The 18,236-nt window shown below is 64.2% G+C and carries 14 protein-coding genes, 1 tRNA gene and 1 pseudogene; 15 read left to right on the top strand and 1 reads right to left on the bottom strand.

All coding sequences use genetic code 11. From position 1 onward, the window contains the following. Window positions 1-99, top strand: a pseudogene (locus ASE63_RS26920) (elongation factor Tu); the annotation flags it as partial. Window positions 100-277: 178 nt separating this feature from the next. On the opposite strand, the gene ASE63_RS27495 reads toward ASE63_RS26920, so the two are convergent. Beyond that, window positions 278-1,048, bottom strand: coding sequence for a hypothetical protein (locus ASE63_RS27495; RefSeq protein WP_156410487.1), 771 nt, complete (start codon window positions 1,046-1,048; stop codon window positions 278-280). A 204-nt stretch (window positions 1,049-1,252) separates the two neighbouring features. Between ASE63_RS27495 and ASE63_RS19565 the strand changes: the two genes are divergently transcribed. The 14 genes from ASE63_RS19565 to ASE63_RS27490 form a co-directional block, all read left to right on the top strand. After that, window positions 1,253-1,328, top strand: a tRNA-Trp gene (locus ASE63_RS19565). Window positions 1,329-1,467: 139 nt separating this feature from the next. Further along, a complete protein-coding gene (locus ASE63_RS19560) occupies window positions 1,468-2,136 on the top strand; it encodes a class I SAM-dependent methyltransferase (protein WP_244491467.1) in 669 nt (222 codons plus the stop codon). Window positions 2,137-2,307: 171 nt separating this feature from the next. Next, entirely contained in the window at window positions 2,308-2,502 is a 195-nt protein-coding gene (gene secE / locus ASE63_RS19555; RefSeq protein ID WP_056805221.1) for a preprotein translocase subunit SecE, read from the top strand. A 14-nt stretch (window positions 2,503-2,516) separates the two neighbouring features. Next, window positions 2,517-3,050, top strand: a complete 534-nt coding sequence (nusG, locus tag ASE63_RS19550) for a transcription termination/antitermination protein NusG (RefSeq protein ID WP_056805226.1) — start codon at window positions 2,517-2,519, stop codon at window positions 3,048-3,050. Between the two features lie 186 nt (window positions 3,051-3,236). Further along, window positions 3,237-3,668 (top strand): 50S ribosomal protein L11, encoded by a 432-nt coding sequence (gene rplK, locus ASE63_RS19545; protein WP_056805220.1) that lies wholly within the window; start codon window positions 3,237-3,239, stop codon window positions 3,666-3,668. A gap of 10 nt (window positions 3,669-3,678) precedes the next feature. Then, a complete protein-coding gene (gene rplA, locus ASE63_RS19540) occupies window positions 3,679-4,377 on the top strand; it encodes a 50S ribosomal protein L1 (RefSeq protein WP_056805219.1) in 699 nt (232 codons plus the stop codon). A 509-nt stretch (window positions 4,378-4,886) separates the two neighbouring features. Continuing rightward, window positions 4,887-5,402 (top strand): 50S ribosomal protein L10, encoded by a 516-nt coding sequence (rplJ, locus tag ASE63_RS19535; protein WP_056805217.1) that lies wholly within the window; start codon window positions 4,887-4,889, stop codon window positions 5,400-5,402. A gap of 54 nt (window positions 5,403-5,456) precedes the next feature. After that, window positions 5,457-5,831, top strand: a complete 375-nt coding sequence (rplL, locus tag ASE63_RS19530) for a 50S ribosomal protein L7/L12 (protein ID WP_056805214.1) — start codon at window positions 5,457-5,459, stop codon at window positions 5,829-5,831. A 365-nt stretch (window positions 5,832-6,196) separates the two neighbouring features. Continuing rightward, window positions 6,197-10,318 (top strand): DNA-directed RNA polymerase subunit beta, encoded by a 4,122-nt coding sequence (gene rpoB, locus ASE63_RS19525; protein WP_056805211.1) that lies wholly within the window; start codon window positions 6,197-6,199, stop codon window positions 10,316-10,318. 114 nt (window positions 10,319-10,432) lie between these two features. Next, entirely contained in the window at window positions 10,433-14,629 is a 4,197-nt protein-coding gene (gene rpoC, locus ASE63_RS19520) for a DNA-directed RNA polymerase subunit beta' (protein WP_056805208.1), read from the top strand. A 430-nt stretch (window positions 14,630-15,059) separates the two neighbouring features. Further along, window positions 15,060-15,431 carry a 30S ribosomal protein S12 gene (rpsL, locus tag ASE63_RS19515; RefSeq protein WP_038358286.1) on the top strand — a complete coding sequence of 124 codons (372 nt, stop codon included), beginning with the start codon at window positions 15,060-15,062 and terminating at the stop codon, window positions 15,429-15,431. Between the two features lie 72 nt (window positions 15,432-15,503). Continuing rightward, window positions 15,504-15,974 (top strand): 30S ribosomal protein S7, encoded by a 471-nt coding sequence (gene rpsG / locus ASE63_RS19510; RefSeq protein WP_056805205.1) that lies wholly within the window; start codon window positions 15,504-15,506, stop codon window positions 15,972-15,974. Between the two features lie 35 nt (window positions 15,975-16,009). Continuing rightward, window positions 16,010-18,085: an elongation factor G gene (gene fusA / locus ASE63_RS19505; RefSeq protein ID WP_056805203.1), complete on the top strand. Its 2,076-nt coding sequence runs from the start codon at window positions 16,010-16,012 to the stop codon at window positions 18,083-18,085. A 53-nt stretch (window positions 18,086-18,138) separates the two neighbouring features. After that, window positions 18,139-18,236, top strand: a 98-nt coding sequence (locus ASE63_RS27490; RefSeq protein ID WP_156375624.1) for a GTP-binding protein, incomplete at its 3' end; no start/stop codon positions are given.

Here is an 18,236-nt window from a genome sequence, read left to right as displayed (position 1 = left end):
CTGATCGTCCCGATCGCGATGGAAGAGAAGCTCCGCTTCGCCATCCGTGAAGGCGGCCGTACCGTCGGCGCCGGCGTCGTCGCAACGATCATCGCGTAATCGAAGCAACGACGACGTCCGCGGAAACCGCAGACTTCTGCGGCGCCGGCGTCGTCGCCAGCATCATCGCGTAAAGCGTTTTCGTGAGGGCGAGGATCCGGCCGGGTCTTCGCCCTTCGCGGACAAGCGGCTTACCTTGAATGGGGCGGGGGCGAATTCGCCGACAAGGCCCGGTTCGTTACCGGCTCGTCTCAGAGGTTCCAGGCTCATCAGCAGCCTGATCTCGAGAAGCGATAGCCGAACCATACCCCAGCCGAGACATGATCGAGGGTTCGGCTTCGAGATCGATGAATTCGATCTGTTCTTTCGCGAAATTCTGAAGATACCGCCTTTGCCGGTACCAGTCGGTTTCGAATAGGCCGTCCTCGAACGGTTGTTCGAAAACGACCTCTCCCATTCGGCGCATCGGGCTTTCAGGCAACGTGATTCTATCAGGCCTGATTAAAATCTCCGGAAGCAGCGCCGTTGCCGATCGGATTGTCTCATCGGCGTCCGACAGCATGTCTTCATAACGAATGACCGATACGCGCCCGCCCGCCATGGATAGAAAATGGTACGATATGGAGTTCCAATATTGTATCGGATTCTTGAAATAGAAAGAGGGTGGATTGCTCGAGTGAGACAATTTTACGATAAAGGGAGATTGTAAAAATTTGTCCCAGTCTCGCGCGCAATCGAAGTGAGAGAATTTCACTTTTTCAGCATACCGAAACAGAGAGTACATCGCTGCGTGAGGATTCTTGACGCAGTATAGAATTGGTCTCGGATCGGGAATGTACCCACGCTCGCCCCAATTGAATGGCGTAAAAAGGTGTTTTTGGCCGCCTGTACTGGCGTCGCATTCGTAGTTCGTAAATTTCTCGATCAGATATTTCGTGAGGTTCGTGCCGGATCGAAATATGCCGTAGAGCTTGACGCGTTTCTGCATCCCGTAAGCCTTTGCCGCCATGCGTATTCTATGCGATCGCAAGTCGTCATTAGCGCAGGATCTTCGGATGGCCAAGGGTCGCTGAGCTCGATGGATCGGGGGGCGGCGTTCCGCGGTCGCGTGCCCATCGTGCGACGTCGATTGCGATGATCCGGGCCGCCGGAAATTCCGCTCGATTTTGCTCTTGAAAAACCCCGCGCCTTGGGGCACATGACTGGCCATCACAGGGGTGTAGCTCAGTTGGTAGAGTACCGGTCTCCAAAACCGGTTGTCGCAGGTTCGAGCCCTGCCGCCCCTGCCAGTTCTCCAACATGACGTAGACAAGAGCCGCGCCCGAAGAGGGCCGCAGGCCGCGCGCAAATGCGTCGCAGGATCGTCATGACACAAATATCTACGACACTCCCGGTTTCTTCAGCGCCTACAGCCAACTGCCGCGCTCCGTGCACGGGCTCGACGGTGCGCCGGAATGGCCGACGCTCCAGGCCATGCTGCCCGGGCTCGCCGGTAAGCGCGTGCTCGACCTCGGATGCGGCTTCGGCTGGTTCTGCCGTTGGGCGGCGGGGCAGGGGGCGGCCGAGGTGCTCGGCGTCGACGTCTCTGAGAACATGCTGGCGCGGGCGCGGGCAGAGACGACGCGGGCTACCGTGCATTACAAGCGGGCCGATCTCGAGCGCTTCGCGCCGCCGCAGCCTGCGTTCGACCTCGCCTACAGCTCGCTCGCCTTCCACTATCTGACGGATCTCGCAGGCCTGCTCGCGCGGGTCTCGGCAGGCCTCCTTCCGGGCGGGCAACTGGTGTGCTCGGTCGAGCATCCGCTGATGACGTCGCCGCGCCACCAGGGCTGGACGCAGGACGAATCCGGCGTGCCCACCTGGCCAGTGAACGGCTACCTCGACGAGGGGCCGCGCGTCACGGACTGGCTTGCGAAAGGCGTGGTCAAGCAGCACCGCAGCATCGCGACCTATCTCGAGCTGCTGCGGCGGGCCGGCCTCGTCCTGACGGATCTGCGCGAATGGGGGCCGAGCGTCGAACAGGTCGCCGCGAATCCGGAGTGGAGCAATGAGCGGCAGCGGCCGGCCTTCCTGCTGCTGGCCGCCCGCAAGAGCTGAGACACCTTCGCGAGCCGGCGCAAAAGCCGCTTGGCTAATGCACGAGGCCGTTGTAAAAGGCACGCCTTAACGGCGCGCGGCTCCCTGAGCCCCGCGCCGCGAATGTTTCAGGACGGCCGAATCGATGCCGGGGCGCAAGCCCGCGATCCGGTTCGGAACCCGAGGTGACCCATGGCCAAGAGCAGCCCCTTCAGCTTCCTGCAGGACGTGCGCAACGAAGCGTCCAAGGTTACCTGGCCGTCGCGTCGCGAGACGCTGATCACGACCGGCCTCGTGCTCGCCATGGTCGTCGTTTCGAGCCTGTTCTTCCTCTTTACCGACACCATCATCCGCTGGTCGCTCGGCCTCATCCTCGGCGCCCGTTGAACGGAATCAAGAACGTGAGCACCCGCTGGTACATCGTCCACGCCTATTCGAACTTCGAGAACAAGGTCGCGCAGTCGATCCGCGACCAGGCGGCGCAGCGCAATCTCGCCGACAAGTTCGAGGAGGTGCTGGTCCCGACCGAGAAGGTCGTCGAGGTCCGCCGTGGCCGCAAGGTCGAGGCCGAGCGCAAGTTCTTTCCCGGCTACGTGCTGGTGAAGTGCGAGATGACCGACGAGGTCTATCACCTGATCAAGAACACGCCGAAGGTCACGGGTTTCCTGGGTGCCGACAAGGCCAGGCCCATGCCGATCCCCGAGAGCGAGGCGATGCGGATCAAGGGCCAGGTCGCCGAGGGCGTCGAGCGTCCGAAGCCGACGGTGGTCTTCGAGGTCGGCGAGCAGGTCAAGGTCGCCGATGGGCCGTTCGCCTCGTTCAACGGCGTGGTCGAGGATGTCGATCACGGCCGCGCCCGCCTCAAGGTGGCGGTTTCGATCTTCGGCCGCGCGACGCCGGTCGAGCTGGAATACGGCCAGGTCGAAAAACTTTAACGACTTCCCTTCGGCGCCGCCTTGTGTCATAGGCGGCGCCTCACTGCGTGGGAGGCGGGCCGGTCGCCAACCGGATTTCCCTGCCGCACCACGCTCTGCAACCACCCCGAACCCGGACAGGACGTGTCCGCGGGCGGGGCGTCGTCGTTCCGATAGGCGTCGGGGCGGGCGACAGGAGCAGCCATCATGGCAAAGAAGATCACGGGCTACGTGAAGCTTCAGGTTCCGGCGGGCGCGGCCAATCCGTCGCCGCCGATCGGTCCGGCGCTGGGTCAGCGCGGCCTCAACATCATGGAATTCTGCAAGGCCTTCAACGCGAAGACCGCGCAGATGGAAAAGGGCATGCCGATCCCGGTGATCATCACCGCGTATCAGGATCGCTCCTTCACCTTCGAGATGAAGCAGCCGCCGGTCTCGTACTGGCTGAAGAAGGCCGCCGGCCTGACCTCGGGTTCCAAGACCCCGGGCCGCGGCGGCAACGTCGGCAAGGTCACGGTGGCTCAGGTCAACGAGATCGCCGAGAAGAAGATGGCCGACCTGAACTGCGACAGCGTCGAATCCGCAGCGTCCATGATCAAGGGCTCCGCCCGGTCGATGGGCCTGGAAGTCGTGGGCTGAGGGGGCGAAGATGGCACATATCGGAAAGCGCGTCGTCAAGGGCCGTGAAGGCATTGACCGCACCAAGCTCTACCCGCTGACGGACGCCGTCTCGCTGGTCAAGGAGCGCGCCACCGCCAAGTTCGACGAGACCGTCGAGGTCTCCATGAACCTGGGCGTCGATCCGCGCCACGCCGACCAGATGGTCCGCGGCGTCTGCAACCTGCCGAACGGCTCAGGCCGCGTCCTGCGCGTCGCCGTGTTCGCGCGCGGCGCCAAGGCCGAGGAGGCCAAGAAGGCCGGTGCCGACATCGTCGGTGCAGAGGAGCTGGTCGAGATCGTCCAGAAGGGCACGATCGACTTCGATCGCTGCATTGCGACCCCGGACATGATGCCGCTGGTCGGCCGTCTCGGTAAGGTGCTCGGCCCGCGCGGCCTGATGCCGAACCCGAAGGTCGGCACCGTCACCATGGACCTGACCACTGCGGTCGCGGCGTCCAAGGGCGGCTCGGTCGAGTTCCGCGTCGAGAAGGCCGGCATCGTGCATGCCGCCGTCGGCAAGGTCTCGTTCTCGGCCGAGAAGCTGGCCGAGAACATCAAGGCGTTCGCGGACTCCGTCGCCAAGGCGAAGCCCACCGGCGCCAAGGGCACCTACATCCAGCGCGTCGCGATCTCGTCGACGATGGGTCCGGGCGTCAAGATCGAGCCGAACACCGTCCTCGGCGGCTGATCTGCAGCCATTAGGGCTCCAATTGCTCCGGCCCGTGCGGCCGGAGCCAGCCTGCGCAAGCGGGTTGGGGCTTGGCAGGGGGCGGCGGAGGCGTTATGACGCTCGCCTGTTTCCATAAGTGACGTGGGCCCGGCGTGCTTCGCACGAGAGGGTCCGTTTCGCGTTTTTTGGCGGTTCGCCGTCAAAAGATGGGTGTTTTGGGGCGTCCGGAGCGATCCGGCCGCTCGAATCACCCAGTCCTGTCTGAGACTGCAGGTGCTCCGAGGGTTCGCCCGAGGGCATAATTTCGCCAAGAGGCCTGCATAGACGGTGCAAGAGCTTGATACGGGGTCGCGAGACCTCGAAGACGGTTCGAACCATCTCGCCCGATCACGGTCTTCAACGCCGGAGAGGGGACAGGGCACTGAGCGTCGCTCCAACCGAGCGCCGGTGTCAACCGGGGCTACGAGGAGCGGCAGTGCAACCGGCGGCGAGCCCTCACAGGCCTGCCGCCTACCGGAGAGAGCCCAGTGGATAAAGCGGCAAAGACAGATGCCGTCGCGACGCTGAACGATGTGTTTTCGAACACGTCGGTCGTTGTCGTGGCCCACTATGCGGGTTTGACGGTGGCCCAGTTCCAGAAGCTTCGTCGCGAGATGAAGGCCAATGGCGCCACCGTGAAGGTCGCAAAGAACCGGCTGGCCAAGATCGCTCTTGAAGGCACCGACGTCGCGTCCATCAGCAACCTGCTGACGGGTCCCACCCTGATCGCCTATTCCAGCGATCCGGTCGCGGCGCCGAAGGTCGCCACCGCCTTCGCCAAGGAGAACGACAAGCTCGTCATCCTCGGCGGCGCGATGGGCACGACCGCCCTGAACCCCGATGGTGTCAAGGCCCTGGCCTCGATGCCCTCGCTCGACGAACTGCGCGCCAAGTTGCTCGGCCTTCTCCAGGCCCCGGCAACGAAGATCGCCCAGCTCTCGACCGCACCGGCTGCCAAGCTGGCGCGCGTGTTCCAGGCATATGCCGACAAGGATGCGGCCTGAACGGCCGGATACCCCTGAAAATCGTTCGAACCTCTTACCATATAGGAGCCTAACATGGCTGATCTCGCCAAGCTCGTCGACGAGCTGTCCTCCCTGACGGTCCTCGAGGCCGCTGACCTCGCCAAGCTTCTCGAAGAGAAGTGGGGCGTGTCCGCCGCTGCCGCCGTTGCAGTTGCCGGCCCGGCCGCTGGCCCGGCTGCCGCCGCTGTCGAAGAGCAGACCGAGTTCACCGTCGTTCTTGCCGCCGCCGGCGACAAGAAGATCGAGGTGATCAAGGAAGTCCGCGCCATCACCGGCCTGGGCCTCAAGGAAGCCAAGGATCTGGTCGAAGCCGCGCCGAAGCCCGTCAAGGAGTCGGTTGGCAAGGACGAGGCCGAGAAGCTCAAGAAGCAGCTCGAGGCCGTCGGCGCCAAGGTCGAGCTCAAGTGAGCAGGGCCGGCGTGATGCCGGTCCGACCCTAGTCAAGATCAGGCAGTCCCGGGGTGCTCGTCGCCTCCGGGGCTGTCGCGTCGTTTCCGCGCAACGGTGCGAAAACGGTAGTCAGGGCCCTCCATGCAGCTTTGCGTTGCAGGGTCGTATTGCAGACGATGTCGGCGCTCAGGCGCCGAACGGCTCACCCGGCGGCCTGGCCGTCTCGTCGCCCGGACTTCCGGGTGAGCCGTCCAGTGGTGGATGAAACCGGCTCGGGCCGATCCGGTTTCTGAATCCGCCTCTGAACCGAGGGTTGGGGCAGGCGTTACCGCGACGTGGATTCCACGTTCGGCCGTCGCGCTCCGGAGATTGCGAGGAACAACATGGTCAATTCGCTCCAGGGCCGCAGGCGCGTCCGCAAGTTCTTCGGAAAGCTCAAGGAAGTGGCGCAGATGCCGAACCTCATCGAGGTTCAGAAGGCGTCCTACGACCAGTTCCTGATGATCGACGAGCCCAAGGGCGGCCGCGGCGACGAGGGCCTGCAATCCGTCTTCAAGTCGGTCTTCCCGATCGGCGATTTCTCGGGCGCCTCGCTGCTCGAATTCGTGAAGTACACCTTCGAGCCGCCGAAATACGACGTCGACGAGTGCCGTCAGCGCGGCATGACCTTCTCGGCCCCGCTGAAGGTGACGCTGCGCCTGATCGTGTTCGATATCGATCCCGATACCCAGGCCAAGTCGGTCAAGGACATCAAGGAGCAGGATGTCTACATGGGCGACATGCCGCTCATGACGGACAACGGCACCTTCATCGTCAACGGCACCGAGCGCGTCATCGTCTCGCAGATGCACCGTTCGCCGGGCGTGTTCTTCGACCACGACAAGGGCAAGACCCATTCCTCGGGCAAGCTGCTCTTCGCCGCCCGCATCATTCCCTATCGCGGTTCCTGGCTCGACATCGAGTTCGACGCCAAGGACATCGTCTACGCGCGCATCGACCGCAAGCGTAAGATCCCGGTCACCTCGCTGCTGTTCGCGCTCGGCATGGACGGCGAGGAGATCCTCAACCGCTTCTACAACCGGATCCTCTATACAAAGGACGCCAAGGGCTGGCGCGTGCCTTACGACGCCGAGCGCATGAAGGGCTTCAAGGCGACCGAGGACATGATCGACGCCGACACCGGCGAGGTCGTGGTCGAGGCCGGCAAGAAGCTCGTCGCCCGCACGGCGCGCCAGCTCGCCGAGAAGGGCCTCAAGTTCCTGCGCGCCACGGACGAGGATCTCTACACCCAGTACATCGCCGAGGATCTGGTGAATCCGGCGACGGGCGAGGTCTTCGCCGAGGCTGGCGAGGAGATCGACGAGAAGTCGCTGAAGCTGCTCACCGACGAGGGTTTCGACGAGATCCCGGTGCTCGACATCGACCACATCACGGTCGGCCCCTATATCCGCAACACGTTGAAGGTCGACAAGAACTCGCGTCGCGAGGAAGCGCTGTTCGACATCTACCGCGTCATGCGTCCCGGCGAGCCGCCGACGCTCGAGACCGCGGAGAACATGTTCCAGTCGCTGTTCTTCGATCCGGAGCGCTACGACCTCTCGGCCGTCGGCCGCGTTAAGATGAACATGCGCCTCGACCTCGACGCCGAGGACACCGTGCGCGTGCTGCGCAAGGAGGACATCTTCGCGGTCGTGAAGGCGCTGGTCGACCTGCGCGACGGCAAGGGCGAGATCGACGACATCGACCATCTCGGCAACCGCCGCGTCCGCTCGGTCGGCGAGCTGATGGAGAACCAGTATCGCCTCGGCCTGCTGCGCATGGAGCGCGCCATCAAGGAGCGCATGTCGTCGGTCGACATCGACACCGTGATGCCGCAGGACCTGATCAACGCGAAGCCCGCGGCTGCCGCCGTGCGCGAGTTCTTCGGCTCGTCGCAGCTTTCGCAGTTCATGGACCAGACGAACCCGCTTTCGGAAGTCACTCACAAGCGTCGTCTTTCGGCGCTTGGCCCGGGCGGCCTGACGCGTGAGCGCGCCGGCTTCGAGGTGCGCGACGTGCACCCGACCCATTATGGCCGCATCTGCCCGATCGAGACGCCGGAAGGCCCGAATATCGGCCTGATCAACTCGCTCGCCACTTTCGCGCGGGTGAACAAGTACGGCTTCATCGAGAGCCCCTATCGCCGCATCCGCGACGGCAAGCTCACCGACGAGATCATCTATCTCTCGGCGATGGAGGAGGCGAAGTACAACGTCGCCCAGGCGAACGCCGCCGTCGATGCCGAGGGCCGTCTGACCGACGACCTGATCGTCTGCCGCCGCGCCGGCGAGGTCATCGTCACCCCGGTCGACAAGGTCGACTTCCAGGACGTGTCGCCGAAGCAGCTCGTTTCGGTCGCCGCGGCGCTGATCCCGTTCCTCGAGAACGACGACGCGAACCGCGCGCTGATGGGCTCGAACATGCAGCGCCAGGCGGTGCCGCTGGTGCGCGCCGACGCGCCCTTCGTCGGTACCGGCATGGAAGCCGTCGTCGCCCGTGACTCGGGCGCCGCGATCGCGGCCCGCCGCGCCGGCATCGTCGACCAGGTCGATGCGACGCGTATCGTCATCCGCGCTTCGGACGAGATGGATCCGACCAAGCCGGGCGTCGACATCTACCGCCTGCAGAAGTTCCAGCGCTCGAACCAGTCGACCTGCATCACGCAGCGCCCGCTGGTCCGCGTCGGCGACGTCATCAAGAAGGGTGATATCGTCGCGGACGGTCCGTCGACCGAGTTCGGCGAGCTTGCGCTCGGCCGCAACGTGCTCGTCGCGTTCATGCCGTGGAACGGCTACAACTTCGAGGACTCGATCCTGCTCTCGGAGAAGATCGTCTCGGAAGACGTCTTCACCTCGATTCATATCGAGGAATTCGAGGTCATGGCCCGTGACACGAAGCTCGGCCCGGAGGAGATCACGCGCGACATTCCGAACGTTTCGGAAGAGGCGCTGAAGAACCTCGACGAAGCCGGCATCGTCTATATCGGTGCCGAAGTGGCTGCCGGCGACATCCTCTGCGGCAAGATCACGCCGAAGGGCGAGAGCCCGATGACGCCGGAAGAGAAGCTTCTGCGCGCCATCTTCGGCGAGAAGGCCTCGGACGTCCGCGACACCTCGCTCCGCGTGCCCCCGGGCGTGCAGGGCACGATCGTCGAAGTGCGCGTGTTCAACCGCCACGGCGTCGACAAGGACGAGCGTGCGCAGGCAATCGAGCGCGAGGAGATCGAGCGTCTCGCCAAGGATCGCGACGACGAGCAGGCGATTCTCGACCGCAACACCTTTGCGCGCCTGGCCGACATCCTGACCGGCAAGACCGGTCTCGCCGGTCCGAAGGGCTTCAAGAAGGACACGGTCATCACCCGCGAGGCGATGAGCGAGTTCCCGCGGTCCCAGTGGTGGCTGTTCGCCGTCGGCGACGACCCGCTGATGACCGAGATCGAGGCCATGCGGAAGCAGTACGACGAGTCGAAGAAGCGCCTCGAGCAGCGCTTCCTCGACAAGGTCGAGAAGCTGCAGCGCGGCGACGAGCTGCCTCCGGGCGTGATGAAGATGGTCAAGGTCTTCGTCGCGGTGAAGCGCAAGATCCAGCCGGGCGACAAGATGGCCGGCCGTCACGGCAACAAGGGCGTCGTCTCGCGTATCGTGCCGGCCGAGGACATGCCGTTCCTCGAGGACGGCACCCATGCGGACATCGTGCTGAACCCGCTCGGCGTGCCCTCGCGCATGAACGTCGGTCAGATCCTGGAGACGCATCTCGGCTGGGCTGCCGCCGGTCTCGGCAAGCAGATCGGCAAGGCGCTCGACGCCTACCGCAAGGGGCATGACGTCAAGGCGCTCAGGGCTTCGTTCGACGCGGTCTACGAGGACAACGAGATCATCGCCTCGATGGACGAAAACGAACTCGTCGAGATGGGCCAGAACCTGCGGCGCGGCGTTCCGATCGCGACCCCGGTGTTCAACGGCGCCAAGGAGGCCGATATCGAGCGGCTGCTGGAGCAGGCGGGTCTGCACTCTTCCGGCCAGTCGACGCTCTATGACGGCCGCACCGGCGAGCCCTTCGACCGCAAGGTCACGATGGGCTACATCTACATGCTGAAGCTGCACCACCTGGTCGACGACAAGATCCACGCGCGTTCGATCGGCCCGTACTCGCTCGTCACCCAGCAGCCGCTGGGCGGCAAGGCGCAGTTCGGCGGCCAGCGCTTCGGCGAGATGGAGGTCTGGGCGCTGGAAGCCTACGGCGCCGCCTACACGCTGCAGGAGATGCTGACCGTGAAGTCGGACGACGTCGCGGGCCGCACCAAGGTCTACGAGTCGATCGTGCGCGGAGAGGACAACTTCGAGGCGGGCATCCCCGAGAGCTTCAACGTTCTCGTCAAGGAGATGCGCTCGCTCGGCCTCAACGTCGAACTGATCAGCAACAAGCCGAAGCCTGGCGAGCTGCCGCCGGCTGAAGCCGCCGAGTGAGCCGGTTCGCTCCGGTCTGAGACGATTTGCCGGCGGCACTGACGCCGCCGGCCATTGGATTTACGAAGCCGGGCAGGGCGGTGCTCCACCCCCGCCGGCGAGAGGAGACAGGCGATGAAGCAAGAGGTCATGAACCTTTTCGGCCAGCAGCCGGTCCAGCAGGCCTTCGACGCGATCAAGATCTCGATCGCGAGCCCCGAGAAGATCCTGTCCTGGTCCTACGGCGAGATCAAAAAGCCGGAGACCATCAACTACCGGACCTTCAAGCCGGAGCGCGACGGCCTGTTCTGCGCCCGTATCTTCGGGCCGATCAAGGACTACGAGTGCCTGTGCGGCAAGTACAAGCGCATGAAGTTCAAGGGCGTCATCTGCGAGAAGTGCGGCGTGGAAGTCACGCTCGCCCGCGTCCGGCGCGAGCGCATGGGCCATATCGAGCTCGCCGCCCCGGTCGCGCATATCTGGTTCCTGAAGTCGCTGCCCTCGCGCATCGGCCTGCTGATGGACATGCCGCTCAAGGATCTCGAGCGCATCCTCTATTTCGAGTCGTATGTGGTCATCGAGCCGGGCCTGACCCCGCTCAAGGACCGTCAGCTGCTCTCGGAAGAAGAGTACGTCCGGGCTCAGGAGGAGTACGGCGCGGACACCTTCACCGCCATGATCGGCGCGGAAGCGATCCGCGAGATGCTGCGCGCGCTCGACCTCGACCAGATCAACGCCGATCTCAAGCATGAGATCGCGACGACCACGTCGGAGCTGAAGCCCAAGAAGCTGATGAAGCGCCTCAAGATCATCGAGGCATTCCAGCTCTCGGGCAACAAGCCGGAATGGATGGTCATGACCATCATCCCGGTGATCCCGCCGGATCTGCGCCCGCTGGTGCCGCTCGACGGTGGCCGCTTCGCGACCTCGGACCTGAACGACCTCTATCGTCGCGTCATCAACCGCAACAACCGCCTGAAGCGCCTGATCGAGCTGCGCGCGCCGGACATCATCATCCGCAACGAGAAGCGGATGCTGCAGGAGTCGGTCGACGCCCTGTTCGACAACGGCCGCCGCGGCCGCGTCATCACGGGTGCCAACAAGCGCCCGCTGAAGTCGCTCGCCGACATGCTGAAGGGCAAGCAGGGCCGCTTCCGCCAGAACCTGCTCGGCAAGCGCGTCGACTATTCGGGCCGCTCGGTCATCGTCGTGGGACCGGAGCTGAAGCTGCACCAGTGCGGCCTGCCGAAGAAGATGGCGCTCGAGCTGTTCAAGCCGTTCATCTATGCGCGCCTCGACGCAAAGGGCTACTCGACCACGGTCAAGCAGGCCAAGAAGCTCGTCGAGAAGGAGAAGCCGGAGGTCTGGGACATCCTGGACGAGGTCATCCGCGAGCATCCGGTGATGCTGAACCGCGCACCGACGCTGCACCGCCTCGGCATCCAGGCCTTCGAGCCGACGCTGATCGAGGGCAAGGCGATCCAGCTGCACCCGCTGGTCTGCGCCGCGTTCAACGCCGACTTCGACGGCGACCAGATGGCCGTGCACGTCCCGCTGTCGCTCGAGGCGCAGCTGGAAGCGCGCGTGCTGATGATGTCGACCAACAACATCCTGCACCCGGCGAACGGCCTGCCGATCATCGTGCCGTCGCAGGACATCGTGCTGGGGCTCTACTACCTCTCGATCATCTCGGATGGCGAGCCGGGCCAGGGCAAGATCTTCGGTGACTTCGGCGAACTCGAATACGCGCTGCACGAGAAGGTCGTGACGCTGCATTCGAAGATCAAATACCGCTGGACCGGCGTCGGCGCCGACGGCAAGTCCTACACCAAGATCTACGACACGACGCCGGGCCGCGTGATCCTCTCGACTGCGCTGCCCAAGCACCCGAACATGACCTTCGACGTCATCAACAAGCTGATGACCAAGAAGGAGATCCAGGGGATGATCGACGCCGTCTATCGCGGCTGCGGTCAGAAGGAGTCGGTGATCTTCTGCGACCGCATCATGTCGCTGGGCTTCACCCACGCCTTCAAGGCTGGCATCTCCTTCGGCAAGGACGACATGGTCGTGCCGGAAAACAAGTGGGAGATCGTCGACACGACCCGCGCGCTCGCCAAGGATTACGAGCAGCAGTACCAGGACGGCCTGATTACCCAGGGCGAGAAGTACAACAAGGTCGTCGACGCCTGGGCGAAGTGCTCCGACAAGCTCGCCCAGGAGATGATGGCCCGCATCTCGACCGTGAAGAAGGACGAGAACGGCCGCGATAAGCCGATCAACTCGATCTACATGATGAGCCATTCGGGAGCGCGTGGTTCGCCGGCGCAGATGAAGCAGCTCGCGGCGATGCGCGGCCTGATGGCCAAGCCGTCGGGCGAGATCATCGAAAGCCCGATCATCTCGAACTTCAAGGAAGGCCTCGACGTTCTCGAGTACTTCAACTCGACGCACGGCGCCCGCAAGGGTCTCGCTGACACCGCGCTCAAGACGGCGAACTCGGGCTACCTCACCCGCCGTCTCGTCGACGTGGCGCAGGATGCGATCATCTCCGAGACCGATTGCGGTTCCGAGAGCGGCATCAAGATGCGCGCCATCATCGACGCGGGCCAGGTCGTGGCTTCGCTCGGCATCCGTATCCTGGGTCGCTCGGCGGCCGAGGACGTGACGGACATCGACGGCAACGTCCTCGTCGCCAAGGGCACGATGATCGACGAGCATCACATCGAGAAGATCAACGCCGCCGGTGTCCAGGAGGTGAAGATCCGCTCGGTGCTAACTTGCGCCACCAAGAACGGCGTCTGCGCAACCTGCTACGGTCGCGATCTGGCCCGCGGCACGCCCGTCAACATGGGCGAGGCCGTCGGCGTCATCGCGGCGCAGTCGATCGGCGAGCCCGGTACCCAGCTCACCATGCGCACGTTCCACATCGGCGGCGCGGCCACCATCGCCGACCAGTCCTTCGTCGAGTCGAACTTCGAAGGCACGGTCAAGATGCGCAACCGCAACGTTGCGCGGAACTCTGACGGCGACCTGATCGCCATGGCGCGCAACATCGCCATCGTGATCGTCGGCCCGGACGGGGCGGAGCGCGCCGTGCACCGCGTCCAGTTCGGTTCGAAGCTGCGCGTCGACGAGGGCGACAAGGTCAAGCGCGGCCAGCGCCTGATCGAGTGGGATCCCTATTCCCGCCCGATCCTGGCCGAGGTGGACGGCAAGGTCGGCTACGAGGATCTCGTCGACGGCATGTCGATCACCGAGACGACCGACGAGGCGACGGGCATCTCGAAGCGCGTCGTCATCGACTGGCGCGGTTCGGCCCGTACGGCCGACCTGAAGCCCTCGCTGACCGTGCAGGGGCCAGACGGCAAGGTTGCGAAGCTCGCCCGCGGCGGCGATGCTCGCTACATCCTGCCCGTCGACGGCATCATCTCGGTGGAGCCGGGTTCCTCGATCAAGGCCGGCGACGTGCTGGCGCGTGTCTCGACCGACTCCGCCAAGACCCGCGACATCACCGGTGGTCTGCCGCGGGTGGCGGAGCTGTTCGAGGCGCGTCGTCCGAAGGATGCGGCGATCATCGCCGAGAAGTCCGGCGTGATCGGCTTCGGCAAGGACTACAAGAACAAGCGCCGCGTCACGCTGACGCCGCATGACGGTTCCGAGGGGCTCGAATACCTGATCCCCAAGGGCAAGCACATCCATCTCCAGGACGGCGACGTCGTGGAGACGGGCGACTACATCCTCGACGGCAACCCGGCCCCGCACGACATCCTGGCGATCAAGGGCGTCGAGGAGCTGGCGGCTTATCTGGTGAACGAGATCCAGGAGGTCTATCGCCTCCAGGGCGTGGGCATCAACGACAAGCACATCGAGGTGATCGTCCGGCAGATGCTGCAGAAGGTCGAGATCACGGAGTCGGGCGATACCGACATCCTGACCGGCGACCAGGTCGACCGGATCGAGCTGCAGGAGATCAACGCCAAGATGAAGGAAGAGGGCAAGAAGCCTGCTTCCGGCGTCCCGGTGCTCCTCGGCATCACCAAGGCGAGCTTGCAGACCCGCTCCTTCATTTCGGCGGCGTCGTTCCAGGAGACCACCCGCGTCCTCACCGAGGCGGCGGTCAACGGCAAGTACGACACGCTGGAAGGCCTGAAGGAGAACGTCATCGTCGGCTCGCTGATCCCGGCCGGCACCGGCGCGCAGGTCGCCCGCATCAAGCAGGTGGCGACGCGTCGCGACGATCTCATCGTCGGCCAGAAGGCGGATGCTGCGGCGAAGGCCGCGGCGGCCGCCGCCAAGGCGGTCGAGCAGGCGCTGCCCGCCGCCGAGTGATCGGCGCCCGCCAGGGCGATCGACGACGATAAGGACATGGCCGCTTCTGCAAGGAGGCGGCCATGTCGCATTCCGGGGCCGGGCAGCCTCGGGGAGGGGCGTTTGCGGCGGAAAAGCCCGAGATAGGGCTTGACGCGAATCCTTACCCGAGTCATAAGCGCGCCACTGTCGGTGGTTGTCGGACACGTATGTCGCCTTAGCCTTGGTTGCTGGCGAATTTCGCGGCCGAAACTCCACCGGAATTCCAGCGTCGATTGACGACATGGCAAGACGCATGAACGCGGTATCAATCGTGTTCCTCTGCTGGCGAACGCGCCTGAGGCCCCTGAACCGGGCGCCGATGGCGCGGCTTCGTTTGTGTCATGGCAACGGTCGATCTGGGTCACGGATCTAGCGATTTCCAAACGCTCAGTGGGAGCGAGAGGCCAGAATGCCGACAATCAGCCAGCTCATTCGCAAGCCGCGTTCGCCCGTCAAGGCGCGCAACACCGCTCCGGCGCTCGAGTCCTGCCCGCAGAAGCGCGGTGTCTGCACGCGCGTCTATACGACGACCCCGAAGAAGCCGAACTCGGCGCTGCGTAAGGTCGCCAAGGTGCGCCTGACCAACGGCTTCGAGGTGATCGGCTACATCCCGGGCGAGGGGCACAACCTCCAGGAGCACTCCGTCGTCATGATCCGCGGCGGCCGCGTCAAGGATCTTCCCGGCGTGCGCTATCACATCCTGCGCGGCGTGCTCGACACCCAGGGCGTCAAGAACCGCAAGCAGCGCCGTTCGAAGTACGGCGCCAAGCGTCCCAAGTAATTTCTGCCCGACCGGCAGGGCCTCGCGGCCTGTGCCGGTTCGCAGCGTTGAAGATTGACCGGAGACTAGACGATGTCCCGCCGCCATAGCGCCGAAAAGCGCGAGATCATTCCCGATCCGAAGTTCCATGACGTCATCGTGACGAAGTTCATGAACTCGGTCATGTACGAGGGCAAGAAGTCGACCGCCGAGCGGATCGTCTACGGTGCCTTCGACATCATCGAGGCCAAGATGAAGAGCGACCCGCTCGCCGTCTTCAAGAGCGCGCTCGAGAACGTCGCTCCGGCGATCGAGGTGCGTTCGCGTCGCGTCGGCGGTGCCACCTATCAGGTTCCGGTCGAGGTTCGCACGGAGCGCCGCCAGGCGCTGGCGATCCGCTGGCTGATCTCGGCTGCCCGCAGCCGCAACGACAAGACGATGGTCGAGCGTCTCTCCTCGGAGCTGATGGATGCGGCCAGCAACCGTGGCAACGCGGTCAAGAAGCGTGAAGACACGCACCGGATGGCGGAAGCCAACCGCGCCTTCTCGCACTACCGCTGGTAATCGTCCGCGCCACTTCTGAAAGACAGAGCATTCTCATGGCCCGTTCCCATCCCATCGACCGTTATCGTAACTTCGGCATCATGGCCCACATCGATGCCGGCAAGACGACGACGACCGAGCGCATCCTGTTCTATACGGGCAAGTCGCATAAGATCGGCGAAGTCCATGATGGCGCTGCGACCATGGACTGGATGACGCAGGAGCAGGAGCGTGGCATCACGATCACCTCCGCTGCGACGACCTGCCTCTGGCGCGATCATCGCCTGAACATCATCGACACCCCCGGCCACGTCGACTTCACCATCGAGGTCGAGCGTTCGCTGCGGGTGCTCGACGGCGCCGTCTGCGTGCTCGACGGCAACCAGGGCGTCGAGCCCCAGACCGAGACGGTCTGGCGCCAGGCGGACAAGTACGACGTTCCGCGCGTCGTCTTCGTCAACAAGATGGACAAGATCGGCGCCGATTTCTATCGCTGCGTTCAGGACATCATCGACCGCGTCGCCGGCAAGCCCGTCTGCCTGCAGATTCCGATCGGTGCGGAGTCCGACTTCGCCGGCGTGATCGACCTCATCAAGATGAAGGCGATCGTCTGGAACGGCGAGGCGCTCGGCGCATCCTTCGACGAGAAGGAAATCCCGGCCGATCTCGCCGACAAGGCTGTCGAGTATCGTTCGAAGCTGATCGAAGCCGCCGTCGAGATGGACGATGCGGCGATGGAAGCCTATCTCGAAGGCACCGAGCCCGATGCCGAGACGCTGCGTCGTCTCGTCCGCACCGCCGTTCAGCGTCGTGCCTTCCATCCCGTGCTCTGCGGTTCGGCCTTCAAGAACAAGGGCGTGCAGCCCCTGCTCGACGCCGTCGTCGACTTCCTGCCGTCGCCGGTGGATCGCGGCGAGATCAAGGGCATCGATTTCAAGACCGAGGAAGAGACCGTTCGTCATCCGACGGATGAGGATCCCTTCTCCATGCTCGCCTTCAAGATCATGGACGACCCCTTCGTCGGCACGATCACCTTCTGCCGCGTCTATTCCGGCAAGGTCGAGACCGGCCAGGGCGTGATCAACTCGACCCGCGACAAGAAAGAGCGCGTCGGCCGCATGCTGCTGATGCACGCGAACAACCGTGAGGACATCAAGGAGGCTTTCGCCGGCGACATCGTCGCCCTGGCCGGCCTCAAGGACGTCCGCACCGGCGACACGCTGTGCGACCCGATCAAGCCCGTCATTCTGGAGCGGATGGAGTTCCCCGAGCCGGTCATCACGATCGCGATCGAGCCGAAGTCCAAGGCGGACCAGGAGAAGCTCGGCCTCGCCCTGTCGAAGCTCGCCAACGAGGATCCGTCCTTCCGCGTCTCCACCGACCAGGAGAGCGGCCAGACCATCCTGAAGGGCATGGGCGAGCTGCATCTCGACATCAAGGTCGACATCCTGAAGCGGACCTACAAGGTCGATGCCAATATCGGCGCGCCGCAGGTGGCTTACCGCGAGACGCTGACCAAGAAGGCCGAGATCGACTACACCCACAAGAAGCAGACCGGCGGTACCGGCCAGTTCGCCCGCGTCAAGCTGGTGATCGAGCCGAACGAGACCGGCAAGGGCTTCGAGTTCGAGTCGAAGGTCGTCGGCGGATCGGTTCCGAAGGAATACATCCCCGGCGTCGAGAAGGGCCTGAACTCGGTCATCGGTTCCGGCGTGCTCGCCGGCTTCCCGGTGGTGGACGTCAAGGTGACGCTGATCGACGGCGCCTTCCACGAGGTCGACTCGTCGGCTCTCGCCTTCGAAATCGCGTCGCGTGCTGCGCTCCGCGAAGGTCTGCAGAAGGGCGGCTCCGTGCTGCTCGAGCCGATCATGAAGGTCGAGGTCGTGACCCCGGAAGATTATACCGGTTCGGTCATCGGCGACCTGAACTCGCGGCGCGGCCAGATCCAGGGCCAGGACATGCGCGGCAACGCGGTTGTGGTCAACGCGATGGTGCCGCTGGCCAACATGTTCGGCTACGTCAACCAGCTGCGTTCGTTCAGCCAGGGACGCGCCAACTACACGATGCAGTTCGACCACTACGAGCAGGTTCCGTCGGCGGTGGCCGCCGAGGTCCAGGCCAAGTACGCCTGATCACCAGCCCGACCTGCTTTAACGCAACAACGATTTGACTGACGGAGGCTACGATGGCCAAAGAGAAATTTGCTCGCACGAAGCCGCATTGCAACATTGGTACGATTGGTCACGTCGACCATGGCAAGACGTCGCTGACGGCTGCGATCAC

It is taken from the genome of Allobosea sp. Root381 (assembly GCF_001429395.1).
GTDB lineage: Bacteria > Pseudomonadota > Alphaproteobacteria > Rhizobiales > Beijerinckiaceae > Allobosea.
This window is presented reverse-complemented; position numbering and strand designations above follow the sequence as displayed.

Excerpts from the sequence above, each read along its gene's own strand:
- ASE63_RS27495 (WP_156410487.1), bottom strand. The coding sequence starts at position 1,048 with ATGGCGGCAAAGGCTTACGGGATGCAGAAACGCGTCAAGCTCTACGGC.
- secE (WP_056805221.1), top strand. The coding sequence starts at position 2,308 with ATGGCCAAGAGCAGCCCCTTCAGCTTCCTGCAGGACGTGCGCAACGAA.
- rplK (WP_056805220.1), top strand. The coding sequence starts at position 3,237 with ATGGCAAAGAAGATCACGGGCTACGTGAAGCTTCAGGTTCCGGCGGGC.
- rplA (WP_056805219.1), top strand. The coding sequence starts at position 3,679 with ATGGCACATATCGGAAAGCGCGTCGTCAAGGGCCGTGAAGGCATTGAC.
- rplL (WP_056805214.1), top strand. The coding sequence starts at position 5,457 with ATGGCTGATCTCGCCAAGCTCGTCGACGAGCTGTCCTCCCTGACGGTC.
- rpoB (WP_056805211.1), top strand. The coding sequence starts at position 6,197 with ATGGTCAATTCGCTCCAGGGCCGCAGGCGCGTCCGCAAGTTCTTCGGA.
- rpoC (WP_056805208.1), top strand. The coding sequence starts at position 10,433 with ATGAAGCAAGAGGTCATGAACCTTTTCGGCCAGCAGCCGGTCCAGCAG.
- rpsL (WP_038358286.1), top strand. The coding sequence starts at position 15,060 with ATGCCGACAATCAGCCAGCTCATTCGCAAGCCGCGTTCGCCCGTCAAG.
- rpsG (WP_056805205.1), top strand. The coding sequence starts at position 15,504 with ATGTCCCGCCGCCATAGCGCCGAAAAGCGCGAGATCATTCCCGATCCG.
- fusA (WP_056805203.1), top strand. The coding sequence starts at position 16,010 with ATGGCCCGTTCCCATCCCATCGACCGTTATCGTAACTTCGGCATCATG.